Below are 26,806 nucleotides of genomic sequence, written 5' to 3' on the forward strand. Positions count from 1 at the left end.
TCACCGTCCGCCGGACGACTTCAGCATGTCGAGAAGACCGCCGAAGGCCTTGGCGCCGACGGTGAGGACGCTCCGGGGCGGGTCGGCGTCGGCTGTGCGGACGAGGGTGGGGGCGGTGGATATGTGGACGCAGGCCTCTCCTTCTTGGCAGTAGGACGACTTCCGCCAGGGGCGTGTGGGCATGCCGGCTCCTCACATGTTCTGGATGATGGCGTGGATCAGGTCGCGGGAATTCTCAGGGCTGAGGGCGGTGGCTTCTACGACGTCGACGCGTGTGTCGAGCCCATCGCCCGGAGGCCGGTGGATCCTGGCGTCAGGCGAGGCGTGCCACCGGGGCCGGCCGGCGGTCCCGCGCGGAGAGGTGGAGGACGAGGGCCGCGATGTTCCAGGCGTCGTCCTCGCCGCGATGGTGCCGGCCTTCGAGCGGCAGCCCGGCGATCTCCAGGGCCCGGGCCATGCCGGGGCGCTTGCGCAGGCCGTACGCCTCGGTGAAGGCGGCCTTCGCGTTGGTGTGGCGGCGGTTGAAGGGATAGGGCGTCCGGGCCGCCTGGCACTGCCGGGTGAACTGGTGGCGGTCGTAGTCGCCCCAGCCGGCCCACGGCCGGGCGCCCGCGTGGTGCTCGGCCGCCAGCAGCCGGCACGCCTCGGCGAAGGTGACCCCCCGGTCGACCTCGGGCTGCGTGAGGCCGGTCAGCTCCGTGCAGAACGCGCTCACCGTGGACCGGGCGGGCCGCACCAGGATCCGGTGCCGGGCCAGACGCTCACCGGCCGCCGGGTCGACGACGGTCAGCCCGACCTCGATGATCTCGCTGACCTCGCCGGGCGGCGGGGAACCGGCCCAGCAGGTCGCCTCGACGTCCACGACGTTGACGAGCTCCTCGGCCCAGGTGCTGTCCATGACCGGAAGCGTAGGGAGGTGCGGCGGCCGGGGCACGCGGGTTTCGGCGCGGATGGCACGATGCGCCGGTGACCTACTTCTCGTACTCCCGCGTCGGTCCCGGCCACGACCGGCCGCGGCTCCCGCAGCCCAGGCCGGCCGAGCCCGGTGAGTGGCCGAAGCTGGAGGCCGCGCTCGCCGTGGTCAACCGTGACGTGACGGCGACCCTGCCGGGGCAGGACGCGTTGGTGCTGATGGTCGACACGCGGCCGAGCCCGCCCCCGGGCGGTATCGATCGAGGGCAGGTCCACGTGGCGATGCCCGACGGCCGTTGGCAGGGCAACCAGGTGAACGCGTACGACCCCGAGGAGGGCGACCCGCTGGAGCCGGCCGACGAGATGACGGTGCTGACCGTGGTCGCGGAGGCGGCGCAGGAGACCGTCGTGGAGCTGCTCTGGCAGGTCTGGCCGGTCTGCGGGGAACACAAACTCGGCATGCACCCGCGTCCCGCGGGGACCGGGGCCGACTGGTACCCGGGTGCTACGGACGCGTCGGGGCCGCCGGTGTGGTGGTGCCGGGGCGGCCGGGACGGCGAATGTCATGACGTCGCCCCGGTGGGCGAGCTGGCCGCCACCCTCCCGGGAAAACAGCGGCGCGCACTGCGGCGCGAACTGCGGCGCACCGAGCGCGGAAGGGACGGCCGCCGCTGAGCGCTTCGCGGGAAGTCCCGCTGCTGGCAGTGCGTACGCCAGCCCCCGGGGGCGACCGTGGTTCACATCGCGACAGCGCGGACAAAATCTTCCGGTGACCGAGCCGACCGAGGCTGCTGAACGAGTTCATGGCGCGGGTGCGTTCGGTCACTGCTCTCAGTCGCTCTTCGGCTGTGGCACGCCGGACCTGACGGGGGTCGGCGTCCCATTCCCGACCGCCGGCCACCGGGCGCGGCTGGACGTAGGGGCCCTCATGGCCCATCACGTAGCCGAGCAGGTCGCGGGCGGTGTCGACGACCAGGGAGCCGGCGGTTGGTTCTGTCCGCCGACCACCGGCCAGCTGTATCTGCTCGCCTACGGCGACAAGAACGCGGCGTTGGGGGAGGACGTGCGCACCGTGTGGCGGGAGGACGCCCAGCGGGTCCACCTGCCCGACGAGGATTTCTGGATCTTCGACGCGCACCTCGTCGCCATCCTCGATTTCGATGATGATGACGACCTCACGGGCGCAGAGCTGATCACGGAACCGGCAGCCGTGAACCAGTACATATACGACGATCGTGAGGTCGTCACCGAGACCTGGCACGCCGAACTCTGGCTCGACGACTCCGACACCCTCGCCCTCTGCCTCCGCACCTGGAAGACCTTGCGCGAGTCCGCCGTCTACGGGACCGGCGCCCACAGCCTCATCGACGCCGCCCGCCGTGACCTGAACCCGTCCTGAAGGTCACCGCCCCAGGAAGATCGGGTTGGTGAGGGCCGCGAGGGCGCCCGGGACCGGGCCCGCCGCTGTTTCGTGGCGGATCTCGGCGCGGACGTACGCGGCGTACGACGGGGTCGCCTGCCATTCCACCGTGCCCGAGCCGGTCACCGGGAGCGGGTCGCTGGTGAGCAGGACGCCCTCGTCGGTGACGAAGCGGACCGTGCAGCGGGGGACGCCGGAGGCCTCCAGCCGGACGGTCACCGGGGCGTCGGGGGCGACGGCGAGACGTTCGCCGATGCCGGCCCGCTCCCCGCGGCCGCCCGTCGCCGTGAAGCTCAGCGTCACGTTCTTCGACTCGGCGATGTAGGAGCGGCCCGCGCGCAGGCCCGCCTGGATCGCCTCGCGGCTCAGGTCGTCGGCGAGGACGACGGTCTGGGGTGAGCCGACGGCGTCCGGGTCGCGGTGGGCGTCGCTGTTGCCCATGCCGGGCAGCCACTGCCGGTTGTTCCGTACCGAGGCGACGAGCGTGGCGTCCCAGGAGGCGAGGGCGACCTCGTCGTCGGGGGTGTACGGCCCGTTCCACACCTCGACGGCGTCCGCGTCCCCGAAGCCGAACTTCCAGGCGCAGCCCACGCATGTGGCGTGCGGGTGCGCGGGGACGACGAGGCCGCCGGCCTTGTGGATCTGGTGGGCGAAGTGCCCGAACCGGTTGTCGCGGGCCCGGTAGCGCCAGTCGACGAAGGTGCCGGGGTCGGTGCCGAGGGCGACGACGTGACCGTTCCTCGTGGTGATCTCCTCGCCGAGCATGATCAGCAGGTCGTCGCCGGCCTGGTCCGCCCAGTGCGGGTGCGAGGAGTGCGTGTTGTGGTCCGAGGAGTTGATGAAGTCGAGGCCGGCGGCACGGGCGAGGGCCGCGATCTCGGCCGGGGTGCGGCGGCCGTCGGAGTACCAGGAGTGCAGGTGGCAGTCGCCGCGGTACCAGTCACGGCCGCGGCCCTTGGCCCGGGCGGGCGGGTAGACCGGGCGGACGGGGGTGCCGGGTTCGCCGAACGTCAGGGTGATGGTCAGCTCGTACGACAGGCCCTGCGGGGCGACCGTGTACGGGCCGAGGGCGATGTACCAGGTGCCCGCGTGGACCGGGCCCGGGATGTAGCCGGGGGTGGCGTCGTCGGCGCGGACGAAGAACTCCGTGCGGGCGCCGCCCGACCAGCCCCGGAAGCCCCTGCCGCCCAGTTCGGTGCCGTGCTGGTCGAAGAGGCCGATGTCGAGCGCGTTGCCCGTGGTGCCGGCCGGGACGCCCGGCCGGTCGTAGGTGTAGGAGACCTTGATCTCCCGTACGCCGGTGGGCACTTCGACCGGTACGTACACGAAGTCCGGGCAACCGGGCGGCAGGGTGCCGCTCACGGTCGCCGTCCTCGGGGTCCCCTGGTCCTGGCCGTCCGCCGCCGCGAAGCTCACGCTTCCCAACGTAAGGGCTGTGGTCGCGCCCGTCACGATCAGTGCGCGTCTGCCGATGCCGTGCGTGTCCTCACACATGCCGCTCACTCTCCCCTGTGGACGTGAACTCCCACGGAAGGGGAGGGGATCCACAGGCGTCCGTCTGTCATGTGCATAGCCCTGTGAAAGGCGGGGCGTATGATGCCGACCAGTCGGTATGGACATATCGAGCCACCCCCGGTACAGATGGGGCATGCGCATAGCCGTCACGATCTTCCTCACCGACGAGACCATCGCCCCGGTCCGGCTCGCCCGTGAACTGGAGGCACGCGGGTTCGCCGGGCTGTACCTGCCCGAGCACACGCACATCCCGGTCGAGCGGACCACCCCGTACCCGGCGGGCGGCGAGCTGCCCCGCGAGTACGGCCGCACCCTCGACCCCTTCGTCGCCCTCGGCCAGGCCGCCGCCGTCACCGAGGGCCTCGGCCTCGGCACCGGCATCACCCTGGTCGCCCAGCACGACCCGATCGACCTCGCCAAGCAGATCGCCACCCTCGACCACCTGTCCGGCGGCCGCCTCACGCTCGGCGTCGGCTTCGGCTGGAACGTCGAGGAGGCCGCGGACCACGGGGTGCGCTGGCGGTCGCGGCGGGAGCTGACCCGGGACCGGATGGCCCTGATGCGGGCCCTGTGGGCGGACGAACCCACCGCCTACGAGGGGGAGTTCGGGAGCGTACGGGCGTCCTCCGCCTACCCCAAGCCCGTCCAGAAGCCGCGCGGGCCGGTGGCCGGGCCGCGCACGCTGGTCGGCGGGGCGGCGGGACCGAAGCTGTTCGCGCACATCGCCGAGTACGCGGACGGGTGGATGCCGATCGGGGGCCGCGGCCTCACCGAGTCGCTGCCGGTCCTGCGGGGCGTGTGGGCGGACGCCGGGCGCGACCCGGCCGCGCTCCAGGTGGTGCCGTACGCCGTCTTCCCCAGCCCCGGCAAGCTCGCGCACTACGCCGAGCTGGGCGTCGAGGAGGTCGTGGTGCAGTTGCCTCCGGCGGGGGAGGCCGAAGTGCTGGGGGTGCTGGACACGTACGGGGAGTACCTGTGAGGGGCGTGCGCCGAGTCTCCGGGTGCGGGTGCGTCATGGCTGGTCGCGCAGTTCCCCGCGCCCCTGTCGGGGCGCCCTGCAGCGTGCGTTCCTTGAGCCGGGGAGAGGTGCGTCGTGGCTGGTCGCGTAGTTCCGTGCGCCTCGGAAAGGAGGGGCGCTGTAGTGCGCCCCTCCAGGGGCGCGGGGAACTGCGCGAGCAACCCCCGTTCACCCGCACCCGGCAACGCACCGACACCCCCACGGACCCCATCGAACCCGAACGTATGCTCAAAGAATGACGACTTCCGCGACCCCCGGAACCGGCCCCACCGAGAACTCCATGCGTCGCGCCCTCAAACGCGCCCGGGACGGCGTCGCCCTCGACGTCTCCGAGGCCGCCGTCCTGCTCCAGGCGCGCGGTGCGGCCCTGGACGACCTCGCCGCGTCCGCCGCCCGGGTCCGGGACGCCGGACTGGAGGCGGCCGGCCGGCCCGGTGTCATCACGTACTCGAAGAGCGTCTTCATCCCCCTCACCCGCCTGTGCCGCGACAAGTGCCACTACTGCACGTTCGTCACCGTCCCCGGCAAGCTCCGCCGTGCCGGGCACGGGATGTTCATGTCTCCGGACGAGGTCCTCGACGTCGCCCGCAAGGGCGCGGCCCTCGGCTGCAAGGAAGCCCTGATCACCCTCGGCGACAAGCCCGAGGACCGCTGGCCCGAGGCGCGCGAGTGGCTCGACGCGCACGGCTACGACGACACGATCGCCTACGTCCGCGCCATCTCCGTCCGCATCCTGGAGGAGACCGGCCTGCTGCCGCACCTCAACCCCGGCGTGCTGTCCTGGACCGACTTCCAGCGGCTCAAGCCGGTCGCCCCGTCGATGGGCATGATGCTGGAGACGACCGCGACCCGGCTGTGGTCGGAGCCCGGCGGCCCCCACCACGGCTCCCCGGACAAGGAACCCGCCGTCCGGCTGCGGGTCCTTGAGGACGCGGGCCGCTCCTCCGTGCCGTTCACCTCGGGGATCCTGATCGGCATCGGCGAGACGTACGAGGAACGCGCCGAGTCCCTCTTCGCGCTCCGGCGGGTGGCGCGGGCGTACCACGGCGTGCAGGAACTGATCATCCAGAACTTCCGCGCCAAGCCGGACACGGCGATGCGCGGCATGCCGGACGCGGAGCTGGACGAGCTGGTGGCCGCGGTGGCGGTGGCGCGGCTGGTGATGGGGCCGGCCGGCAACATCCAGGCGCCGCCGAACCTCGTCGACAGCGAGTACGAACGGCTCATCGCGGCGGGTATCGACGACTGGGGCGGGGTGTCGCCGCTCACCATCGACCACGTCAACCCCGAACGGCCCTGGCCGCAGATCGAGGAGCTGGCCCAGAAGTCGGCCGCCGCCGGCTTCGAGCTGCGGGAACGGCTCTGTGTGTACCCGGAGTTCGTCCGCCGCGGCGAGCCCTGGCTGGACCCGCGGCTGCGCCCGCACGTGGCCGCGCTGGCGGACCCGGAGACCGGCCTCGCGGTGCCGGACGCGGTCGTCCAGGGGCATCCCTGGCAGGAGCCGGAGGAGGTCTTCGTCGCCTCCGGCCGTACCGATCTGCACACCGCCATCGACTCCGAGGGCCGTACGGCCGACCGGCGCGACGACTTCGACGAGGTGTACGGCGACTGGGGCGCGCTGCGGGAGGCGGCCGCCCCCGGGATGGCGCCGGAGCGCATCGACACGGACGTGCGGGCGGCGCTCAGGACGGCGGCCGACGACCCCACGAAGCTCACCGACGCCGAGGCCCTCGCCCTGTTCCACGCGGACGGACCGGCCCTCGACGCGCTGACGGGGATCGCCGACGACGTGCGGAGGGCGGCCGTCGGCGACGACGTCACCTACATCGTCACCCGCAACATCAACTTCACCAACGTCTGCTACACCGGCTGCCGCTTCTGCGCCTTCGCGCAGCGCCGCACCGACGCCGACGCCTACACCCTCTCCCTGGACCAGGTCGCCGACCGGGCCCAGCAGGCCTGGGACGTCGGCGCGGTCGAGGTCTGCATGCAGGGCGGCATCCACCCCGACCTGCCCGGCACCGCGTACTTCGACATCGCGAAGGCGGTCAAGGACCGCGTCCCCGGCATGCACGTGCACGCCTTCTCACCGATGGAGGTGGTGAACGGCGCGACCCGCACCGGTATGTCGGTCCGGGAGTGGCTCACGGCGGCGAAGGAAGCGGGTCTCGACACCGTGCCCGGGACGGCCGCCGAGATCCTGGACGACGAGGTGCGATGGGTGCTGACGAAGGGCAAGCTGCCCGCCGCCACCTGGATCGAGGTGATCACCACCGCGCACGAACTGGGCATCCGCTCCTCCTCCACCATGATGTACGGCCATGTCGACCAGCCCCGCCACTGGCTGGGCCACCTGCGCACGCTGGCCGGCATCCAGCAGCGCACCGGCGGTTTCACGGAGTTCGTGACGCTGCCCTTCATCCACACCAACGCGCCCGTCTACCTGGCCGGCATCTCCCGGCCGGGCCCGACGATGCGCGACAACCGGGCGGTGACGGCGATGGCCCGGCTCCTCCTGCACCCCTACATCCCGAACATCCAGACAAGCTGGGTGAAACTGGGCACGGAGGGTGCGGCGGAGATGCTCCGCTCGGGGGCCAACGACCTCGGCGGCACCCTGATGGAGGAGACCATCTCGCGGATGGCCGGGTCGTCGTACGGCTCGTACAAGTCGGTCCGCGACCTCGTGGCCGTGGCCGCGGCCGCCGGGCGTCCGGCGAAGCCGCGTACGACGCTGTACGGGCCGGTCCCCGAGGAGCGGCAGCGGGCGGCCGAGGCCTCCGACGGGCACCTGCCGGAGCTGCTGCCGGTGCTGGACTGAGCCGTCGGGCGGCCGTGCGGCGCACAGTACGATGATCCGACCCCTGTGCGAACAGGCAGGGGGCCTCGTAGCGCTCACAGCGGAGGAGATGCGTACCCGTGGCTGCCCGACTGCTGCCCTCCTGGGTGTGGGTCACCGGTCTGACGGCGGGGGCGACGGTGGCCGTCGTCCTCCTCGCCGTGCAGGCCGACAAGGGGCCGCACCCCACGGCCGCCGCGGTCCGCCCGTCGGCGAGCGCGTCGGCGGGCGCCCACCCCTCCGCGTCACCGGCCCCCGTGAAGGCCCCCGCCGTACCGGCGGCCTCCGGCACCGGCCGCCGCATCGTCTACTCGCTCGGCGCCAAGCGGGTGTGGACGGTCGACGCGAGCGGCAAGGCGACCCGCACGTTCACGGTGTGGCCGGGGACGGTCTCTCCCGACCCCGGCACCTACACGATCTCCAGGACCCGGGCGGCCACGACCGGCTCGGACGGCGTCCAGATCGAGCACATCCTGTACTTCGCGTCCAAGTCGGGGCTGTCGGTCGCCTTCTCCAACGCGGTCGACGGCGCCTCGCCGGCGCCCGCCGCCGGCAAGCAGACCAGCGGCATCCGGATGCCCAAGGCGGACGGCGCGGCCCTGTGGACCTTCGGCACGGAACCGAACACCAGGGTGACGGTCGTCAAGTAGACCGCACGATGCGCCGTGCGGCCGCCGTCGCCCGCTGCCAGTCCTGCGCCAGCTCCGCCATGGCGGCCTTCTGCCGCGCGGTCAGCAGGGAACCGGCCAGCCGCTTCCTGATCGCCACGACCTCGGAGGGGATCCGCAGCCGCAGCGCGCAGGTACCGTCCGCGACGGCGGTCGCGATCTCCTGCCTGCGCAGCGCCGGGGTGGCGCCGGACCGCTTGTACGACGCCTTGAGCCGGGCCTGGGCCTCGCTCGGCAACGCGTAGTGGTAGCCCCTCTCCGCCATGCAGGTGCTCCACTTTCGCATCAGGGCCAGGTAGGCGGGGTCGCGCTGGACGGGGGCGGTCAGCGTGGCGTTCAGGTTCTGCGGGACGGCCGCCAGTTCCGCGTAGGTGGTGAGGCTGCCGTACAGGCGTCTGCGGCTGTCCGCCTCGCAGCCCTTGACCGAGAACTCCAGCGAGCCGTCCGCCATGCGGAAGGTGCGCAGGTCCGACGTGCGGCCGCGCAGGGCCGTCATGTAGGCGGCCGCCCGGCCGGCGGGCAGGCTCCGGACGTAGGCGTCGTTCGACGAGGCGTTGTTCGCCGGGGCCGCGTCCGAAGCGGTGGGCCGCGTCGGTCTTCCGGCTGCGGCCGCGTACTGCTCGTACAGCCCGTAGCCGTGGGTGCGCCGTCGTCGGAGGTCCACCTGGGCGCTCGGCGCGGTCGCGGACGCCGATCCGGAGTCGGCGACCACGTAGCGGAGCCCCTGGGCCGTCATGCAGGAGGCGATGAGCCGGGACTCCGCGCGGGTCAGCGACGTCTCGGCGTTCGCGTAGGTGCCGGAATCGGTCAGCAGGTCGAGCCCGGCCGGTGTGAGCACGGTGGTCCGGGCGGCCTGCGGGGCCGGGGCGGAGCCCGCGCATCCGGTGAGGACGAGGGCACCCGCCGCGGCGCACGCGAGGAGGCCGCCGATCCGGGGCGCGCGGGACGGGTGCGTGGACGCGGGGGCGACGGGCGTGGGGGTGAGGGACGTGGAGGCCGTGGGCATCGTGGAGGTGCTCCTGCCACTGGGGCTGCGACGGGGAGGGAACGTGCCGGAACGGGCGGGCGGCCGGAACCCCGGCCGCCCGCGAGGCCGTCAGCGGGGCGCGGTCAGGGCGCGACCCACGAGTTGGACGAGATCACGTCGTTCCAGGCCGCGGAGACGTCTCCGCCCACGCCCCGGTCGATCACACCCGAACTGCCCGAGTAGTTGGCGTCGGTGTAGACCACGGCGTTGTCGTTCACGCCGTCGTTGTAGAGCGACGAGGCGCAGTCGTTCCACGTCTTGGTCTGGCAGGTCGGGTGGGCGAAGACGGTCCAGTTGGCGTTCGACCCGTCCAGCTTGCCCGGCCCGTCCTGGTAGCCGCTGTTGACCCAGAAGCACAGGTAGCCGGCCGAGCAGCCGGAGGGGACGGCGGCCGGAGTGGCGACCTGGGCGGAGAGGGCCGAGGACGCGGAACCGGCGATGACGGACGTGCCGGACGCGACCGCGTGCCCGGGCGCCACGGAGGTGCCGGACGGGTCGGCGGCCGCGGTGCCGACCGCGGCGCCGAGCAGCAGGACGACGCCCGCCGCGACGGCCGACATTCTCTTCGTGCTCTTCATGGTGTCGCTCCCTGAACGGTGACTGAGCAGCGTGAATGGCATGGACGGGATTCACGGTGTCAGAGGCGCCAACAGGTGGCCATGATGTGCAGCGTGGCCTTAAAGAAGCAGGTCAACGAGGGGGAACAGGTTACTCCGCAAGTTTTTCGGGTTTCGTGGTCCTTTCGTGGTGTTCAGGGGCGGACGGGGCTGGCCATGCTGAAGCGGACAGGCCTGGACCGGGCCCATGGGGGTGGGGGACCGCCGTGCTCCGCATTCATTTCACGGACGCCGACCTTGCCCGGACGCGGGTGATCAACGATCCGGACCCGCTGTGGGAGCTCGCGCAGAGCCTGCACCGCTTCCAGACCCGCCAGGGGCGCTGGGCCTACGCGCACTGGTACCGCGGCACCTGCCGGCGATTACGGGAGAACGGACAGCAGCGGATCCTGCGCGAGTTGCTGCTGCCGCTCTTCCACCGGGGCCTCTACTACCCGGACTTCCTCAATCCGGCCGAGTCGTCCGAGGGGCTGGAGGCCGGCCTGGAGGCCGTGCTGGCCGCCCCGCCCCGCCGGGTACTGGACGAGTTGCAGACCCTCGCCGGGGTCTCGGGAGGCCCGGCCGGGGCGCCGGAGCTGGCCCGCCGGGACGGCCGCCGCGAGCTGGTCCGGGCGCTGCGGGACTACCACGACACGGCGATCGCCCCGTACGGCGAGGAGATCCAGGCCCGCATCGACGCCGACCGGGTCGTCCGGTGCCGGGCGCTGCTGGACGGCGGGGTGGAGGCCCTGCTCGGCGGTCTGGGACCGGACATCCGGTGGAGGCGGCCGGTCCTCCACGTCGGCCATCCGACCGTCGACCGGGACCTCCGGCTCGGCGGCCGGGGCCTGAAGCTCGTGCCGTCCTACTTCTGCTGGCAGACGCCGGTCTCGATGGCCGACCCGGACATGCCTCCGGTCCTCGTGTACCCGCTGCACCAGCAGCCGAGCCCGGTGCAGAGCGCCGGCGCCTCGCTGACCTCGCTGCTGGGCCGGACCCGGGCCACCGTGCTGCGCGCGGTCGCCGGCGGCGCGACCACCGGCGAACTCGCCCGCGTGGCCGGGGTCTCCGCGTCCTCGATCAGCCAGCACACCAGCGTGCTGCGCGAGGCGGGCCTGATCATCAGCCAGCGGCAGGCCGCGAGCGTCCTGCACACCCTGACCCCGCTCGGCGCCTCCGTGCTCCGCGCCAACCTCGGCTGATCACCGGGCCCGGCCCACCCCGGTCACTCCGTGGCCGACCGGTCCGACAGCTGTACGACGACGAGCGCGACCCCGGTCAGCACCAGCACCCGGGTCGCCGCGTCCAGCCCGTTCCAGGTCTTGGACTGCCACATGGAGAACCACTCACCGCCGATCCCGATGAACCCGGCGCCGAAGAGCAGGACCAGCATCAGCAGACCGTAGGTGGAGACGCGCCGCGCGCGCACGTCGTCACGGCGCACCCAGAGCCAGGTGCCGGCGATCAGCACGAGCGCGGCCAGCGTCTCCCACCCGATGATGAGGACGTAGGCGGTGTTCTCTAGCCCCTTGTCCGTGATGGCCCGCCACATCAGGTCGTCGTCCTTGAACGTCGTGTCCATGGCCAGCACATGTTGGACGAAGGCCTGGTTGGTGCCGAAGTCGGTGATGTTCCCGAAGGCGACGAGGGCGATGTAGAGCGCGACCGTTCCGGTCAGGACGGCAGCGGCGAGCGAAAGCGCACGAGGCGCGTGGGAGGTGGACATGTCATCGTCCTTCCCCGGTACCTTCCCTTCCCAACCCGGCGGCCCACACCCCCTGTTCAGCAGTTTCCGGGCGGGCCGACGTCGTGCCGCGGCAGTGAATCGCTCGTACGCGGATACCGTTGTCGAAGGTTCATGCGAGGGGGGTTCTCATGGGTACGACAGACGCCACCGGATGCATGCGCAACGGGGAGGCGGAAGGCCCCGACGGCTTCGCGGAGCTGCGGGCGCGCGAGTTCGGCTACCTCGACGAGGGCGGACACACCTACCTCGACCACACCGGCGCCGGGCTTCCGCCGCGCTCCCTCGTCATGGGCAGTGCCCGGCGGATCACCGGCGGGCTGTTCGGCAACCCGCACTCCGAGAGCCCGGCCTCCCGCGCCTCCGGGCACCTGCTGGCCGAGGCCCGGCGGGCGGTGCTCCGCCACTTCAACGCCGACCCCGACGAATACGCCGTGATCTTCACCTCCAACGCCACCGGCGCCCTGCGTCTGGTCGGCGAGGCGTACCCCTTCACCCCCGGCAGCAGGCTCGTGATGTCGCTCGACAACCACAACTCGGTCAACGGACTGCGGGAGTACGCGCGGGCACGGGGCGCCGCGACCGTGTACGTACCGGGCCTGCGCCTCGACGAGAAGCGGCTGTTCGCCGCCCTGTCCGCACCCGGCGACCGGGCCGCCACCGGCGGTCTGTTCGCCTATCCGGCGCAGAGCAACTTCACCGGCGTCCAGCACTCACTGGACTGGATCGCCGCCGCCCAGGCGCAGGGCTACGACGTCCTGCTCGACGCGGCGGCCTTCGCGCCCACCAACGTCCTCGACCTGAGCCGCCACCACCCGGACTTCACCGCCGTCAGCTGGTACAAGGTCTTCGGTCACCCCACCGGCGTCGGCAGTCTGATCGCCCGCCGCACGGCCCTCGCCAGGCTGCGCCGGCCCTGGTTCTCCGGCGGCACCGTCTACGCCGTCAGCGCCCAGGCCCAGTGGCACGTCCTCGCCGCCGACGAGGCCGCCTTCGAGGACGGCACGGTCAACTTCCTTTCCCTGCCGGACGTCACCGCCGGGCTCGCCTGGATCGACGGCGTCGGCATGGACCGCGTGCACGCCCACGTCGCCGCCCTCACCGGCCGGCTGCTCAGCGGTCTGCGGGCGCTGCGGCACAGCGACGGCTCCCCGCTGGTCCGGGTGTACGGCGCCGACGGTGCCGACGCCGGCCGCACCGATGCGGACCGCGGCGGCACGGTCGCGCTGAACGTGCTCGGCGCGGACGGCCGGATCGTCGACGAACGCGTCGTCACGCGCGACAGCGCCGCCCACGGCATATCCCTGCGCGCGGGCTGCTTCTGCAATCCGGGCGCCGGGGAGGAGGCGTTCGACCTGCCGCTGACCCGGCTGCGCACGGCGGCCGACACACAAGTCGGGTCGCTGGACGCCTACCTGGAGCTCCTGGAGCTGCCCTCGGCGGGCGCCGTCCGGGTCTCCCTGGGGGTGTCGTCGCAGCCCGGGGACGTCGAGACGTTCCTGGCGTTCGTGGCCGGGACCTACCGGGACCGGGTGCCGACGGCGGCCGGGCTGGCCGCGCGGGAGAGCTGCTGAGCCGGGGCCGCCCCGCGGGGTGTCACCGCCCGGCCCGGCTCCGTGCCGCGCCGTCCCGGCACTTGCGGACCAGAATCACCCACGTCCAGGCCAGGAACACCAGCGCGAAGCCCGCCAGGATCACCCACCCGTGGCTCGCCGGCCGCCCGAACGAGTCCCCGTACGAGGCCAGCAGCGGTGGCCCGAGCCGCGAGCCGCCGTCCCGCCACAGCGACGCGAGCCCCACCCCGCTGCCCAGTGCCTCGAACGCCCAGCGATTGGTCATCGCCCAGCTGATGGCCTTCCCGGCCGCCGTCATCCGCGGCACCGGCACGAAGGCGCCCGAGAACAGCACCTGGGGGAAGCAGAGCAACGGCAGCATCAGCGTCGCCTGCCCCGGCTCCGACACCGCTGCCGACGCGAGCAGCCCCAGCGCGAGGGCGGCGGCCGAGGCCAGCACACTCGACACGAACAGCGAGGTGTAGGTGCCCCGGTCCGCCGCGGGCAGCCGGTCGAGGGCGCGCAGCACCGCCAGCAACAGCGCGTCCGCGACCGCGAGCACCGGCAGCACGGTCGTCAGCTTCGAGGCGACGTAGGGCCCGAGCCGCAGTCCCGCCAGCCACTCACGGCGCAGCACCGGCAGCTCGGTGCAGATCTGGAGCAGGCCGTACGTCAGGCCGAAGAAGAACGCGCCGAACGCGATCCAGAACATGATCATCGCCGACGACCCCGGATCCGGTGCCGCCGGATCGAAGGCACCGGCCCGGAACAGCACCGCGAACATCGCCACGATCATCACCGGCGAGCCCGCCAGCACGGCGACCGAGAGCCGGTTGTGCAGCATCAGGGCGGTACCGCGCCGGGTCAGCAGCGTCCACTGCCGCAGCGCGCCGACACGCCGCGGCCGCACGGCCGGTGATCCGGCGCCAGGAGGCTCCGGGGCGTCCGCTGCCACGGGCCGCCCGGTTCCGGACCCCGCGCGGGCGCCGCCCGCCACCGCCTCGTACACCTCCTCCACGGTGTCGGCCCCGAAGGCCTCGAACAGGGCGGCCGGGGCGCCCGCGTAGGCGACCTCGCCGGCGGCGGAGAGGAACACGACCTGGTCGGCACGGTGCAGGTCGGCGAGGACGTGCGTGGTCAGCACGACGGTGGTGCCGTCCTCGGCGAGCGTCCGCAGGGTGCGCAGCAGGGCCGCGCCGGTGACCGGGTCGAGCCCGGACGTCGGCTCGTCGAGGAAGAGCACGCGGGGCCGGGTGAGCAACTCGACGGCGATACTGGCCCGTTTGCGTTCGCCGCCGCTCAGCGCGCGCACGGGGGTCTCCGCCCGCCCCGCGAGACCGAGCGTGTCCAGTACCCGGTCGACGCTCTCCCGTACCGTCCCGGCCGCCGTACCCGCAGGCATGCGCAGGCCCGCCGCGTACACCAGGGTGCGGCGCAGCGGCAGCTCGCGGTGGATGATGTCCTCCTGCGGAACGAACCCGAAGTCCGGCCCCGGCGGCCCGGGCCGCACCCCGTCGTGCAGCACCTCGCCCGAGGTGGGCGCGCTCAGCCCCGCCAGCGTCTGCAGCAGCACCGTCTTGCCCGCCCCGCTGCTTCCGGCGATCACCGTGAGCTGCCCCGGGGCGGCATCGACGGATATGTCGTCCAGTATCCGGCCGCCCCCGCGGACCTCCCGGCTCACCCGACGCGCGCGCAGGTGAAGGCCGTTGACGGAGGGGCGGGGGGCCTCGACGGACGCGGGCGGGTGCGGGGGCGGTGTCGGCATGGGGGCAGCATGTCAGGCGGACCCGCCGCCGGTACCCGGACTTCGCAGGTACCCGGACTCCGCCGGACCCGCGCTGCCCCGGCTCGGTCCGGTGCACGGGTCCACGGCGCCGGGAGGGTCTGCCAGACTCGCGGTGGGCCGACTGCGGGGGAGGCGTGGATGGGGTCGACACGGCCGTCGATGCAGGAGCTGATCGGGCGGCGCCGGAGAGCGGGGTTCGTCGGGCGGGCCGAGGAACGGGCCGCGTTCCGGCGCAACCTCGCGCTGCCGCCCGAGGACGAACGGCACCGGTTCCTGTTCCATGTGCACGGTGACGCGGGGGTCGGGAAGACCCGGCTGGTACGGGAGTTGGAGCAGATCGCCCGGGAGGCCGGGGCGCTGACCGGGTACGTCGACGAGGGCGTGGCCGGTGTGGCCGAGGCGATGACGGTGCTGGCGCGTCAGTTCGCGGCCCAGGGGCGGCGGTTCAGGGAGCTGGAGCGGCTGCTGGCCGCGCACCGGGAGCGGCGGCACGAGGCGGAGGCCGCCCTGGCGATGGGCGGTCCGGAGGAACGGGAGGGGCCGTCGGCGGGGAGCCTGGCGGTGGCGCGGGCGGCGCAGGTGGGACTGGGGATGGTGCCGGTGGCCGGGGCCTTCGCCGCCGCCCTGGACGCGGACCGCCTGGCCCAGGGCGCCGACCGGCTCCGGGCCCGCTTCCGCAGTCAGGAGGACGCCCAGCTGGTGTTGTCCCCCGAGCGGGTCCTCACCCCCGTGCTGCTGACGGAGCTGGCGGCCGTGGCCGACGTCGCGCCGTGGATCGTGCTGCTCCTGGACACCTACGAGCGCACCGGACCGTTCCTCGACCCCTGGCTGCACGACGTCATGACCACCGACCGCCACGGCGCGCTGCCCGCCAACGTCGTCGTGGTCACCTCCGGCCAGCACCCGTTCGACACGGCCCGGTGGGGCAGCTTCGCGGACTTCAGGACGGACCTGCCGCTCGGCCCGTTCACCGAGGAGGAGGCCCGGGGGCTGCTCGCGGACAAGGGGGTGCGGGACGAACCGGTGGTCGCCGAGGTACTGCGGCTGACGGGCGGCCTTCCGGTGCTCGTCTCCACGCTGGCCGAGTCCGGGCCGGTCGGCCCGGGGGACGTCGGCGACCCGAGCGCCACGGCGGTCGACCGGTTCCTGAAGTGGGAGCGGGACCCGGTGCGCAGGGCGGCCGCGCTGGCGGGCGCGCTGCCCCGGCGGCTCGACGAGGACGTGTTCCGTTCCGCCGTGGACTGCCCCGAGGACCAGGCGGACACGCTCTTCGGCTGGCTGCGGGGCATGCCGTTCGTCAGCGAGCGCGGCGGTCTGCTGCAGTACCACGACGTCGTGCGGGAGCCGATGCTGCGGCTCCAGCGGCTGCGCTCGCCCCAGGGCTGGACCGAGCGGCACACCCGGCTCGCGGAGGCGTACGGCAGGCGGCGCACCGAGGCCGAGACCGGCCTGCGGCCCGACGAGCTGTGGGCGGACGCCGGGTGGCGGGACCTGCGCCTCGGCGAGTCGTACCACCTGCTGTGCGCGCGGCCCCGCGCCGCGCTCGCCGGGGCCCTGGCCGATGTCGTCACCGCCTGCGGCTACGGCGACGACGCGGTACGGCCCTGGGTGCGGCTGCTGGCCGAGGCGGGTGAGGACACGGCCGCCGAGGCGGTACGGAGCTGGGGCGGCGACCTCTCGGAGGCGCTCGCCGGGGGCGGGCTCGCCGGGCTGCTCCGGCTGCTGCTCGGCCGTGCCCGGGGCGACGAGCCGTGGCGGGCCACGGCCTGGGCGCTGCGGGCCGACGCGCTCGCCCGGGACGGCGCGCCCGAGCAGGCCCTGGAGGAGTACGAGCACGCCCTCGCCCTGGACCCCGCCCTGGTCCGGGCCCACCGCGGCCGGGCCGTCACCCGGGGCGGGACCGGCGACTACGAGGGGGCGCTCGCCGACCTCGACCGGGTGCTCGAACTGGAGCCGGACAACCCGTGGAACGTCATCCTGCGTGGCGAGCACCACCGGCTGGCCCGTCACCACGACGAAGCGGTCGCCGACCTGACCGAGGGCATCCGGCGCGACCCCACCAGCGAGTTCGCCTGGGCCTCCCGCGGCGCCGCCCACGAACGCAACGGCGATCTCGACGCGGCCCTCGCCGACTTCGAGCGCGCGCTGGGGCTCAAGCCGGACTACGCCTGGGCCCTCGCCCGCCGCTCCCGTGTCTGGCGCGGCCTCGGTGACCAGGCCCGCCGCCTCGCCGACCTGGACCGTGCCCTCGTCCTGCAGCCCGACTGGGCCTGGGGCCGCTGCGAGCGCGGTGACGCCCTGCGGGTCACCGGCCGCGACGAGGAAGCCCTGGCCGACTACGACCGGGCCCTCGAACTCGACCCGGGTTACGCGTCCGCGTACGCGAGCCGAGGCGTGTCCCGGTCCAGCCTGGGCCGCCACGAAGAGGGCCTGGCCGACCTGGACCGCGCCCTCGCGCTCACCCCGGACTACCCCTGGGCCCGGGATCGGCGGACGGCGGTGCTGCACCGCATCGGCGAGGTGTGAACCCGGGACCGGCGCCGCGGCAGGAGGGCTCAGGAGGCGGACCCGATCTCCCCGGCGAAGACGATGACCTGGTCGATGAGGCTCCGCCGCAGGTGGACGACGTCCGTTCCGGCCAGCCGGGGGCCGCCGTCGGGCGTGGTGAAGACCCACCGGTACCGGGCCCACTCGTCGGGCATGTCCACCGCCGAGCAGCGCACCATCGTGCCGGTCCCGGCCGGATGGCGCCGGATGTCCAGCACGAACCGCTCGACCGCCTCGATCCCCTCACTGCGGCCCAACGGCCCCCAGAAGACCACGTCCGAGGTCAGGGCCTGGGAGAGCAACGCGGTCACGTAACTGTCGTCCGAGGCGTTGAACGCGGAGATGAACGTGTCGATCGCGGACTGTGCGGTCTCTTCCTGCATGCACCAGTCATACCAGCCGCTTCGCGGACGGCGCTCAACGCCGGGCGAACGCCACGAAGTCGGCCCACGGGGCGTCGGCGAAGGCGAGCCGGGCCCTGTCCTTGTCCTTGTCCTTGGAGTCGCGGACGTGGACGGTGGTGTCGGCGGGGGGGGGTGTCGCGACCTCGATGCAGTCGGGGCCCTCGGTTCCGCTGCAGCTGCTCTTGAACCGGTCGGCTGACCCCCAGCCACCCGCCGTCCACCCCCCCCATCCACCCGCCATCCCTCCCGACCTGGCCGAAATCCGGTCACCCGGGGCCACACAACCCACACTTCGCATACCTAACTGCCCCCTGAACGGACCGTTCCCGGTCGATTACAGTGCTGTGCGCTCGTATGTACGGACGGTGCCCGCGAGGAGGTCATGGTGGTGAGTGCGACGTCGGGTGCCGTCTGGGGGCGTGCCGAGCAGCAGGACTTCCGGAGCCGGGTGCGGGGGACGCTCCTCGGTACCGCTGTGGGGGACGCGCTCGGCGGGCCGGTGGACGGGCTGACGCTGGAGGAGATACGGGCGGCCTACGGCCCCGAGGGGCTGGTCGATCTCGGGTTCGGGTACGGGCGGCGCGGGACGGTGACCCACCACACGCAGCTCACCCTCTTCACCGTGGACGGGTTGATAAGAGCCCAGGTGAGGAGGGACACCGGGGCCTGGCATCCGCCCACCGACCTGCACCGGGCCTACTTGCGGTGGGCGGCCACGCAGCGGGACTGGGGGCCCGACGAGCGGCGGAAGGAGGACGGGTGGCTCGCCAGGGAAGAGTGGCTGTACGCGCGCAGGGAGCCGACCCGGTCCCTGCTGCTCGGGCTCGGGGACGACAGGATGGGGACGCTGGAGTCGCCGAAGAACCCCGATGACATGGGGCCGGAGGCGGTCGCGCGGTCGGCGCCGTTCGGGCTGCTGGTCGGGTGGGAGCCGCAGCTCGTCGTACAGCTGGCCGTGGAGTGCTCGGCGCAGACGCACGGGCATCCGACCGCCTGTCTGTCGGCCGGCGCGTACGCGGTGATCGTGCACGGACTGGCCCGCGGCCAGTCCCTCGACGGGTCGGTCCAGCAGGCCCTCGCCCTGCTCGCCGCCCGGCCGGGACACCGGCCCGTCCTGGACGCGTTGCAGCATGCGCTCGGGGCGGTACGGCAGGGGATGCCCTCCCCGGGCCGGGTCGAGGAACTGACCGGGGACGGGGCGGCGGACGGGATGCTCGCCGCGGCCGTGTACTGCGCGCTCGTGGGGGAGGACGTACGGCACGGGCTGAGCCTCGCCGTGAACCAGGCCGGGCCCTCCGCCGTCGCCGGCGCCCTCACCGGCGGCCTGCTCGGCGCCCTGCACGGCGAGACGGCCCTCCCGCCGGCCTGGGTGGCCGAACTGGAGGGCCGCCAGACCATCCTCGAACTCGCCGACGACTTCGCGATGGAGATGACCCAGGGGCCCGCGCTGCACAGTCCGGTGGGCGCGTCACCGGGGTGGCTGACCCGCTACCCGCGGTAGCGGCTGCCGGGCGCCCGGGCATCCCGCTCAGAGGGCGCGCCGGATCCTGACTCCGTCGGCTTCGAAGTCGTAGACGAAGCGGTTGATGCGCAGGCCGTCGACGGCGCCGATCCACATGTCGTCGCGGCCCTTGCTCACCCCGGCGGTGTAGATGACAGGGGCGGCGCCGCCGTCGTTGAGCGCGGAGAGCAGGTCCTGGAAGGTGCACTGGGTGGTCAGGTTGCATCCGGTCGTGGTTCCGGCACTCCCCGTGAGGAACCAGGTGCCTGTCGTGGTGGCGTCCAGATAGGGACTCCACCGGTTCAGCTGGCTCGTGGTCAGCGGAGGCGGGTTCCACACCATCGAGGAGTAGGTGGTGGGGTTCGCGCCGAGGTTGGGGTTGATCTCGAACTTGATGTCCGGAAGATTGCCGGGGCCGCCGTAGGAGACGTTCTCGCCGGTCTGGAAGACGTGGAAACCGACCTCGCGGAGCCCCAGTACCGGGTTGCCTTAGAAGTCGACCTCGTTGCCGAAGTGGACGGCCTCACTGGGTGGGGTGAGGGAGGTGGACCTGTCCGCCACCTCGATGCCGAGGCTGCCGCGTCCGTAGGGCGGCCGTGCGCTGGGGCCGGTCAGAACGGCCCGGTGCGCAGCTCGGCGACGGGAGAGCCGATCGTGTTGCGGGTGATGACGCCCCAGTGGTCACCGTCGGAGGCGGCCGCAGCCGGTGCAGGGACGGCCGAGGCGGCGACCGCTGTCAGCGCCGTGACGCCTAGCGCGGCTTTCCGCTTCACTCCGGAGCAGGCTTTCACGCTCACTGCCTTCCCTCCGTGGTCCGTGCGGGAGCAGGACGGGCACCGGGGCCGGGTCCTGCGTGGCGCACGCCACGGTATGGACTCGCCGAACCGGAACCACCGCGACGCACCAGTGATATGGACTGATTAATCACGATGGTGGACCGGACGACGGCCCTCCGGTGCGGGGGCCCGGCCGGGCCCCCGCACCGAGCGGCCGGTCAGTCCTTGGCCGGTGCCTCCAGGGTGTCGCCGCCGCCCGCCGGGGCCTGTGCCGGGACCGGGACCGCCGCGGCCGTGCTGTCCCCGTCCGTGTTCACGGTCTCGATGATCGCCAGGCGTTCCGGGGTGTCCTCCGGCTTCAGGTAGCCGATGAGGATGTAGAGCACCAGGGAGACGGCCAGCGGGACCGAGACCTGGTACTGGAGCGGGACGCCGCCGTCGACGTTCCAGTTGATCGGGTAGTTGACCAGCCAGAAGGCGAACAGGCCCGCCGCCCAGCTGGTGAGCGCGGCCGTCGGTCCGGAGCGGCGGAAGGGGCGGAGCAGGCCCAGCATCATCGGGATCGCGATCGGGCCCATCAGGCCGGCCACCCACTTGATGACCACGGTGATGATGTCCTTGAAGGTGGGGGAGTTGATCTGGGTGGCCACCGTCATGGACAGGCCGAGGAAGACGACCGTGGTGACGCGGGCGGCGATCAGGCCCGAGCGCTCGTTCCACGTCCGCGCCCGCTGGGACAGGACCGGGGCCACGTCGCGGGTGAAGACGGCCGCGATCGCGTTGGCGTCGGAGGAGCACATCGCCATCGTGTGCGAGAAGAAGCCGACGATGACCAGGCCCAGCAGGCCGTGCGGGAGGAGCTGTTCGGTCATCAGGCCGTAGGAGTCGGACCCGTCCGGCTTCTGGGCGTGGACCAGGAGCGGCGACATCCACATCGGGAAGAACAGGACCACCGGCCAGACCAGCCAGAGAGCGGCGGACAGGCGGGCGCTGCGCTCGGCCTCCTTGGGGCTGCCCGTCGCCATGTAGCGCTGGGCCTGGTTGAGCATGCCGCCGTTGTACTCGAAGAGCTTGATGAACAGGAAGGCGAGCAGGAAGACCGTGCCGTAGGGGCCGACCAGCGGCTTGCCGTGGCCGTGCAGGGCCGGCTGGTCGAAGGCGTCGAAGATGCCGATGCCCTTGTCGTTCAGCTTCAGGACGACGGCGACGAACATCGAGATGCCGGCCAGCAACTGGATGACGAACTGGCCCAGTTCGGTGAGCGCGTCCGCCCACAGGCCGCCGATCGTGCAGTAGACCGCGGTGATCGCGCCCGTGATCAGGATGCCCTGGTTCAGGGTCACCCCGGTGAACACGGACAGCAGGGTCGCGATCGCCGCCCACTTCGCCGCCACGTCCACGATCTTCAGCAGCATGCCGGACCAGGCCAGCGCCTGCTGGGTGGAGAGGTTGTAGCGGTTCTTCAGGTACTCCAGCGGGGACGCCACGTGCAGCCGGGAGCGCAGCCGGTTGATGCGCGGCGCGAAGAGCTTGGAGCCGATCGCGATGCCGAGCGCGATCGGGAAGGACCAGGTGACGAACGACGTCACGCCGTAGGTGTAGGCGATGCCCGCGTACCCGGTGAACATCACCGCGCTGTAGCCCGACATGTGGTGCGAGATGCCGGACAGCCACCAGGGCATCTTGCCGCCCGCGGTGAAGAAGTCACTGACGTTGTCCACGCGTTTGTGCGACCAGATGCCGATCGCGACCATCACACCGAAGTAGCCGATGAGCACGGCCCAGTCGAGCCCGTTCATGCGCCCCCCTTCCAGGGTCCGCCTACTGAACTCCGCTCAGCTGGCTGGCACTTCGCATAAGCGGAGCGGGGACGGGGAAGGCCGCGAAGTGCCCGCTCATCGTGGGTTCCGTTACGTGGGCACGACAAGCGGGCGTAAGGTCAAGGGGAGGTAAAATCGTTCGCCTTCCTGACCTTGGTTCATGCATATGAATTTGTCGAGAGGGTGTGAAAAGCCCCTCAGTGCATCAGCTCCCCCGCGTTGACCAGCAGCGACTGGCCCGTGATGGCCCGTGCGCGGTCCGACGCCAGGAACACCGCCGCGTCCGCCACGTCCCCGTCCGTCGCCAGCTCCGGCAGTGCCATCCGCCCGGTCAGCCGGCCCAGCACCTCGTCCTCCGGCACCCCCTCCGTGTGCGCGGTGAACTGGACGTACGCCTGCACCGGCGGCCCCCACATCCAGCCCGGCAGCACGGTGTTGACCCGGATCCGGTGCGGTCCCAGCTCCCGGGCCAGCGAGTACATCGCGCTGGTCAGCGCCCCCTTGGAGGCGGCGTAGGCGGCCTGCCTCACCTGCGAGGGCGCGGCGACGGCGGACTGGGTGCCGATGAAGACGACCGAGCCGCCCCCGGCGGCCTTCAGCGCCGGCAGGCACGCCCGGGTCATCCGCAGCGTCCCCATCAGGTTCACGTCGATCACCGAGGCCCAGGTCGCGAAGTCGGCGTCCTCGACCCCGCCGAAGTAGGAGTCCCAGGCGGCGACGTGGACCACCGCGTCGATCCCGCCGAACCGCTCCCGGGCCAGCGCGGCCAGCGCCTCGCACCGGCCCTCGTCGGTGATGTCGGTGGACAGGTACGCGGTCCGGGTGCCCTCCGGGTCGATCCCGGCCGCGCTCTTCGCGAGGTTCGCCTCGGTCCGTGCACCCATGACCGCGTTCCCGCCGTCCCGTACGACGGCAGCCGCGACCTGGTGCCCGAGCCCGGCGCCGACTCCCGAGACGACGACGGTCTTGCCCGCGAGCAACGACATGGAAGCCTCCTGAACCCTGGCGCTTTATCTGACGGAGCGTCAGAGTATGGGCGACCACCGGAAAGGGGAACCGCATGAGCGACGACACCCGCAGTGACGTCTACGCCGAACTCGCCGCCGTGGGCCCGTACGGCGTCCACCCGGGCCACGCCCTGATCACCATGGTCGAGCCGCACCCCGGGCACGAGTACGCGTACAACCGCTGGTACGAGGACGACCACTACTACGCGGGCGCGATGGCCATGCCCTGGATGTCCGCGGGGCGCCGCTGGGTCGCCACCCGCGACCTGCAACTCCTGCGCTACCCCGAGAAGTCGGCCGTCGCCCAGCCGGTGACCGCGGGCTGCTACATCTCCACGTACTGGATCACCGACGGCCGCTACGCCGACCACATGAAGTGGACGGTCGCCATCAACAAGCGGCTGAACCGGGACGCGCGGGTCTACCAGGACCGCACCCACGTCTTCACCGCGTTCCAGGACCACGTGGCCACCGTGTACCGGGACGGGGCCGCCGGACCGCGCGACTTCCACGCCCTGGACCACCCCTACGCCGGTCTCGTGGTGGAGGTCGTCGACAGCGAGTCGGCCGGGCAGCGGGCCGAACTGGTGGAGTGGTTGCGCGGACGGCACCTGCCGAGGAAGCTGGCGGGTTCGCCGAGCGCCATGGTGACCGTCTTCCGGCCGACCCCGCTCCCCGGGGACCGGATGACGTACGTGAAGCAGGTGGAGGGGGCCGACACCCGGCTCACCCTGCTGTGGTTCCTGGAGACCGACCCGCGCGAGTGCTGGGACGACCGCTTCACCGGCCTGGACGAGGAGGTCGCCGGGTCGGGGCTGGGCCGGGTGGAACTGGTGGCTCCGTTCGTGCCGACGGTGCCGGGCACCGACCGGTACGTCGCGGAGCTGCGCTGAGCCACGCTCGGTCATGTGACGTGAACCGGCCGTCCGACGGCCGATCTCGGACAGCCGGGGCCGGGACTTCGCGCAGTACCCGCCGGGTTTCCACCGCGTGCGGGCGCCAGGCGGAGCCCGTGTCCCCATACAGAAATGACCGACGCAACCGCAGCGACGACCGCTCCCGCCGTTCCGGCGCGTGAGCGCACCACCTGGGCGGAGCTCTTCTTCGACCTGGTCCTCGCGTTCGGCGTGAGCCAGGTCGCCCACCCGGTGGCCGCGCACCCGAGCTGGCCGGTGCTGGGCGAATGCCTGCTCGTGCTGGTGCCGCTCTGGTGGGCCTGGGTGGACGTGGTCATGGCGATGAACGCCGTGCTGGAGACCAACCTCCAGCGGGTGTTCCTGCTGCTGACCGCGCTCACCGTCTACGGCATGGCGGTGGCCGCCCCGCTCGCCCTGGAGGACCGGGAGGCGGCCCTGCTGTACTCCGGAAGCTACCTCGCCCTGCGCCTGCTGATCGGGGAGGCGATCCGCAAGGAGTGCGCCCTCTACACCATCCACCCCTACCGGGCCGGACTCGGCTTCGCCCTGGTCCTGTTCGCCTGCGCGGCCGTCCCGGCGCCCTGGCGCGAGGCCTGCTGGGCCTGCGCGGTGGTCGCGGAGATCGCCGCGCCCGTCGTACTCAGCGGCCACCTGCGCCAGTTGGCGTTCGGCGCCAACCATCTACCCGAACGCTTCGGCCTGTTCGTGATGATCGCCCTCGGCGAGAACGTCTTCGCCGTCGGCGCTGGCGCCGCCACCGGCACCTTCACCCCGGCCGAACTGACCGCCCTCGTACTCGCCTTCCTGGTCGGCTGCGCCCTGTGGTGGCTCTACTTCCACCTGGTGGCCTCGGCCGTCGCCCACGCCCTGCGCACCCACCCGACCCCGTCGATCGTCGTCCGCGACGTGCTCAGCTACGGCCATCTCGTCCTGGTCGTCGGCCTGTTGCTCGTCTCGGTCGGCGCCACCCGCACCGTCCGACACCCGCTGCAGACCCCGGACGGGCTGGGCGCCGCCCTGCTGCCGTCCGGCGCCGCCCTCTTCATGCTGGCGTTCTGCTACACCCGGCGCCGGATGTTCGGTGCCGCCTCCGCCACCCGGTTCTACTGCGGCCTCGCCCTGCTCGTCCTCGCGCTGCCGGTCTGGCGGCTGCCGGGCGTGGCCACCCTCGCCGTCACCACCGTGCTGCTCCTGCTGGTCAACGCGGTGGAGCACTGGCTGATCAGCTCCGGTCGGCAGGTACCGCTGATCCTGCGGAACCGGGCGTTCGGGACGACCTGACGTAGTAGCCCGACCGACCTGGGGGAGTGCCGGACGCACTCCCGGAGCGGCCTCGGCGGGACGCCGGGCGTTCCTAGGTTCGCTGTAGGGAACCTTCCGGCTCCCGCCTTCCCGGCACCGATGACGAAGAGGAAGAGAAGGTGGCTCGATGCCGTCCCGCAGTGCCTTACCCGCCCTGCTCTCCCTGTCACTTGGCTACTTCAGCCTCGGGACGATCTCGCTGGCGGTCGTCGGCCTGAACGGCCCGATCGGCGACGACCTGCACGTGCAGCCGGCCACGGTGGGCATCCTGGTCACCGTCTTCGCCCTGACCTTCGCGGTCTGCGCGCCGACCGCCCCCATCCTGCTGCGCCGGTGGAACCGCAAGCGGGTGCTGCTCGTCGGCGTCGGCCTGCTCACCGTCGGCGCGGCCCTCGGCGCCGTCGCGCCCACCTACGGCTTCCTCACCATCACCCGGGTGCTCGGCGCGATGGGGGCCGCGGTCTTCGGGCCCGGCGCCTCGGCGGCCGGCGCGCTGATCGTGCCGCCCGAGCGCCGGCAGCGGGCCCTCGCCACGGTCTTCGGCGGCATGACGGCCGCCGCGGTGCTCGGCGTGCCGCTCGCCTCCTTCCTCGGCGGCTCGCTGGGCTGGCGCCCGGCGCTGCTCGGGGTGGCCGCGCTGTCGGCGCTCTCCTTCGTGGCGGTCCTGGTGTTCGTCCCGGAGATCCCGGCCGGCGAACCGCCGACGGTCGGCGCCTACCGCGCGGCGATGCGCACCCCGGCCACGGCCGCCACGGTCACCACCACCCTGCTGTTCATGGCCGCCCAGTTCACCGTCTACGGCATCGCGGGCGCCTACCTGAAGGACCGCTTCGGCGCGTCCGGCGGGCTGATCTCGCTGACCCTGCTCGCCTTCGGGATCATCGGGGTGGCGGGCAACGCGTGCGCACCGCGGATCGCCGAGCGGCTGGGCGGCGGGCGCACGGTGAGCGTCGCGGTGCTCGGGCTCGCGCTCGGCTTCGTGCTGCTGCTGGTCGCCCCGCACTCCGCGCCCGGGGTCGTCTTCTTCGCGTTCTGGGCGTTCTTCAGCCAGATGTACCAGGCGCCGCAGCAGGCCCGGCTGGTGGAGCTGGTGCCGCTGCAGCCGGGGCTGATCCTCGCGATGAACGCCGCGGCGCTGTACCTGGGGATGAGCCTCGGCAGCTTCATCGGCAGCAGCCTGCTGCCGGACCTCGGCGCCGGGCCGATTCCGTGGGCGGCGCTGGGTGTGCTCGTGCTGGCCGGGGTGGCCCATCTGTCCTCGCTCCGGCAGGTCGCCTCGGCGGCAACCGCCGACCGGACCGTGACCCCTGTGCACACCAGCTGAGTTCCCAGCCGGTCGTCTGCGGCGCCGCCGTGGCTGGTCGCGCAGTTCCTCCCCCCAGCCTTCGGCCGGGGGCACCCCCAGCGCCCCCTTCGGGGCGCTGTTCCCCCCCCCCCGTTAGTCAAAAGGAGAC

At 72.7% G+C, this 26,806-nt stretch carries 24 protein-coding genes and 1 pseudogene; 12 read left to right on the forward strand and 13 right to left on the reverse strand.

Features of this window, described 5'->3' with window-relative positions; translation table 11 throughout:
- Together AB0472_RS39255 and AB0472_RS39260 are read right to left on the reverse strand one after the other, a co-directional pair.
- Positions 1–183 (reverse strand): DUF397 domain-containing protein, encoded by a 183-nt coding sequence (locus AB0472_RS39255; RefSeq protein WP_366364021.1) that lies wholly within the window; start codon positions 181–183, stop codon positions 1–3.
- A gap of 130 nt (positions 184–313) precedes the next feature.
- Complete coding sequence (locus tag AB0472_RS39260; protein WP_366364023.1) at positions 314–898, reverse strand: 3'-5' exonuclease; 585 nt, start codon at positions 896–898, stop codon at positions 314–316.
- Positions 899–966: 68 nt separating this feature from the next.
- Between AB0472_RS39260 and AB0472_RS39265 the strand changes: the two genes are divergently transcribed.
- Positions 967–1,587: a hypothetical protein gene (locus AB0472_RS39265; protein WP_366364024.1), complete on the forward strand. Its 621-nt coding sequence runs from the start codon at positions 967–969 to the stop codon at positions 1,585–1,587.
- Positions 1,588–1,909: 322 nt separating this feature from the next.
- Positions 1,910–2,311, forward strand: a pseudogene (locus AB0472_RS39270) (DUF6879 family protein); the annotation flags it as partial.
- Between the two features lie 3 nt (positions 2,312–2,314).
- On the opposite strand, the gene AB0472_RS39275 reads toward AB0472_RS39270, so the two are convergent.
- Entirely contained in the window at positions 2,315–3,826 is a 1,512-nt protein-coding gene (locus AB0472_RS39275) for a CehA/McbA family metallohydrolase (RefSeq protein WP_366364026.1), read from the reverse strand.
- Positions 3,827–3,980: 154 nt separating this feature from the next.
- Here AB0472_RS39275 and AB0472_RS39280 point away from each other — a divergent pair, with 154 nt between their 5' ends.
- The 3 genes from AB0472_RS39280 (at position 3,981) to AB0472_RS39290 (ending at position 8,354) form a co-directional block, all read left to right on the forward strand.
- Positions 3,981–4,826: an LLM class F420-dependent oxidoreductase gene (locus AB0472_RS39280; RefSeq protein ID WP_366364028.1), complete on the forward strand. Its 846-nt coding sequence runs from the start codon at positions 3,981–3,983 to the stop codon at positions 4,824–4,826.
- A gap of 274 nt (positions 4,827–5,100) precedes the next feature.
- A complete protein-coding gene (locus AB0472_RS39285) occupies positions 5,101–7,686 on the forward strand; it encodes a bifunctional FO biosynthesis protein CofGH (RefSeq protein ID WP_366364030.1) in 2,586 nt (861 codons plus the stop codon).
- A gap of 98 nt (positions 7,687–7,784) precedes the next feature.
- A complete protein-coding gene (locus tag AB0472_RS39290; RefSeq protein WP_366364032.1) occupies positions 7,785–8,354 on the forward strand; it encodes a hypothetical protein in 570 nt (189 codons plus the stop codon).
- Here the strand turns inward: AB0472_RS39290 and AB0472_RS39295 are convergent.
- Both AB0472_RS39295 and AB0472_RS39300 read right to left on the reverse strand, forming a co-directional pair.
- Entirely contained in the window at positions 8,347–9,378 is a 1,032-nt protein-coding gene (locus tag AB0472_RS39295) for a hypothetical protein (protein WP_366364034.1), read from the reverse strand. The genes AB0472_RS39290 and AB0472_RS39295 overlap by 8 nt on opposite strands.
- 104 nt (positions 9,379–9,482) lie before the next feature.
- Positions 9,483–9,977: a peptidase inhibitor family I36 protein gene (locus AB0472_RS39300; RefSeq protein ID WP_366364036.1), complete on the reverse strand. Its 495-nt coding sequence runs from the start codon at positions 9,975–9,977 to the stop codon at positions 9,483–9,485.
- 245 nt (positions 9,978–10,222) lie between these two features.
- Between AB0472_RS39300 and AB0472_RS39305 the strand changes: the two genes are divergently transcribed.
- Positions 10,223–11,197 (forward strand): helix-turn-helix domain-containing protein, encoded by a 975-nt coding sequence (locus AB0472_RS39305; protein WP_366364038.1) that lies wholly within the window; start codon positions 10,223–10,225, stop codon positions 11,195–11,197.
- Between the two features lie 23 nt (positions 11,198–11,220).
- Here the strand turns inward: AB0472_RS39305 and AB0472_RS39310 are convergent, their stop codons facing one another.
- Positions 11,221–11,721: a DUF2165 domain-containing protein gene (locus tag AB0472_RS39310; RefSeq protein ID WP_366364040.1), complete on the reverse strand. Its 501-nt coding sequence runs from the start codon at positions 11,719–11,721 to the stop codon at positions 11,221–11,223.
- A 149-nt stretch (positions 11,722–11,870) separates the two neighbouring features.
- Here AB0472_RS39310 and AB0472_RS39315 point away from each other — a divergent pair, with 149 nt between their 5' ends.
- Positions 11,871–13,313 carry an aminotransferase class V-fold PLP-dependent enzyme gene (locus tag AB0472_RS39315; protein ID WP_366364042.1) on the forward strand — a complete coding sequence of 481 codons (1,443 nt, stop codon included), beginning with the start codon at positions 11,871–11,873 and terminating at the stop codon, positions 13,311–13,313.
- A 22-nt stretch (positions 13,314–13,335) separates the two neighbouring features.
- On the opposite strand, the gene AB0472_RS39320 is transcribed toward AB0472_RS39315, so the two are convergent.
- Positions 13,336–15,057 (reverse strand): ATP-binding cassette domain-containing protein, encoded by a 1,722-nt coding sequence (locus tag AB0472_RS39320; RefSeq protein ID WP_366364043.1) that lies wholly within the window; start codon positions 15,055–15,057, stop codon positions 13,336–13,338.
- Between the two features lie 159 nt (positions 15,058–15,216).
- Here AB0472_RS39320 and AB0472_RS39325 point away from each other — a divergent pair, with 159 nt between their 5' ends.
- Positions 15,217–17,604: a tetratricopeptide repeat protein gene (locus tag AB0472_RS39325; protein WP_366364045.1), complete on the forward strand. Its 2,388-nt coding sequence runs from the start codon at positions 15,217–15,219 to the stop codon at positions 17,602–17,604.
- A gap of 29 nt (positions 17,605–17,633) precedes the next feature.
- On the opposite strand, the gene AB0472_RS39330 is transcribed toward AB0472_RS39325, so the two are convergent.
- Both AB0472_RS39330 and AB0472_RS39335 read right to left on the reverse strand, forming a co-directional pair.
- Positions 17,634–18,008: a nuclear transport factor 2 family protein gene (locus AB0472_RS39330; RefSeq protein ID WP_366364047.1), complete on the reverse strand. Its 375-nt coding sequence runs from the start codon at positions 18,006–18,008 to the stop codon at positions 17,634–17,636.
- Between the two features lie 34 nt (positions 18,009–18,042).
- Entirely contained in the window at positions 18,043–18,270 is a 228-nt protein-coding gene (locus AB0472_RS39335; protein WP_366364049.1) for a DUF397 domain-containing protein, read from the reverse strand.
- Between the two features lie 147 nt (positions 18,271–18,417).
- Between AB0472_RS39335 and AB0472_RS39340 the strand changes: the two genes are divergently transcribed.
- Positions 18,418–19,530 (forward strand): ADP-ribosylglycohydrolase family protein, encoded by a 1,113-nt coding sequence (locus AB0472_RS39340; protein WP_366364051.1) that lies wholly within the window; start codon positions 18,418–18,420, stop codon positions 19,528–19,530.
- Positions 19,531–19,557: 27 nt separating this feature from the next.
- Here AB0472_RS39340 and AB0472_RS39345 read toward each other — a convergent pair whose 3' ends face one another.
- From AB0472_RS39345 to AB0472_RS39360, 4 genes are all read right to left on the reverse strand, one after another.
- Positions 19,558–19,872 carry a hypothetical protein gene (locus tag AB0472_RS39345; RefSeq protein WP_366364053.1) on the reverse strand — a complete coding sequence of 105 codons (315 nt, stop codon included), beginning with the start codon at positions 19,870–19,872 and terminating at the stop codon, positions 19,558–19,560.
- Positions 19,873–20,141: 269 nt separating this feature from the next.
- On the reverse strand, positions 20,142–20,327 hold the full coding sequence (locus tag AB0472_RS39350) for a hypothetical protein (RefSeq protein WP_366364055.1): 186 nt from the start codon (positions 20,325–20,327) through the stop codon (positions 20,142–20,144).
- A 197-nt stretch (positions 20,328–20,524) separates the two neighbouring features.
- The gene (locus tag AB0472_RS39355; RefSeq protein ID WP_366364057.1) at positions 20,525–22,105 is read right to left on the reverse strand and encodes a sodium:solute symporter family protein; all 1,581 of its coding nucleotides are present in this window, start codon (positions 22,103–22,105) and stop codon (positions 20,525–20,527) included.
- A gap of 218 nt (positions 22,106–22,323) precedes the next feature.
- A complete protein-coding gene (locus AB0472_RS39360) occupies positions 22,324–23,112 on the reverse strand; it encodes an SDR family oxidoreductase (RefSeq protein WP_366364059.1) in 789 nt (262 codons plus the stop codon).
- A gap of 74 nt (positions 23,113–23,186) precedes the next feature.
- Between AB0472_RS39360 and AB0472_RS39365 the strand changes: the two genes are divergently transcribed.
- The 3 genes from AB0472_RS39365 to AB0472_RS39375 all read left to right on the forward strand — a co-directional run bounded on the left by AB0472_RS39365 (position 23,187) and on the right by AB0472_RS39375 (position 26,676).
- Positions 23,187–24,026: a hypothetical protein gene (locus AB0472_RS39365; RefSeq protein ID WP_366364061.1), complete on the forward strand. Its 840-nt coding sequence runs from the start codon at positions 23,187–23,189 to the stop codon at positions 24,024–24,026.
- Positions 24,027–24,161: 135 nt separating this feature from the next.
- Complete coding sequence (locus tag AB0472_RS39370; protein WP_366364063.1) at positions 24,162–25,331, forward strand: low temperature requirement protein A; 1,170 nt, start codon at positions 24,162–24,164, stop codon at positions 25,329–25,331.
- A gap of 148 nt (positions 25,332–25,479) precedes the next feature.
- Positions 25,480–26,676 carry an MFS transporter gene (locus tag AB0472_RS39375; protein WP_366364065.1) on the forward strand — a complete coding sequence of 399 codons (1,197 nt, stop codon included), beginning with the start codon at positions 25,480–25,482 and terminating at the stop codon, positions 26,674–26,676.
- Positions 26,677–26,806 lie beyond the last annotated feature (130 nt).

Source organism: Streptomyces sp. NPDC086777 (assembly GCF_040702065.1).
In the GTDB taxonomy this organism is placed as follows: Bacteria; Actinomycetota; Actinomycetes; order Streptomycetales; family Streptomycetaceae; genus Streptomyces.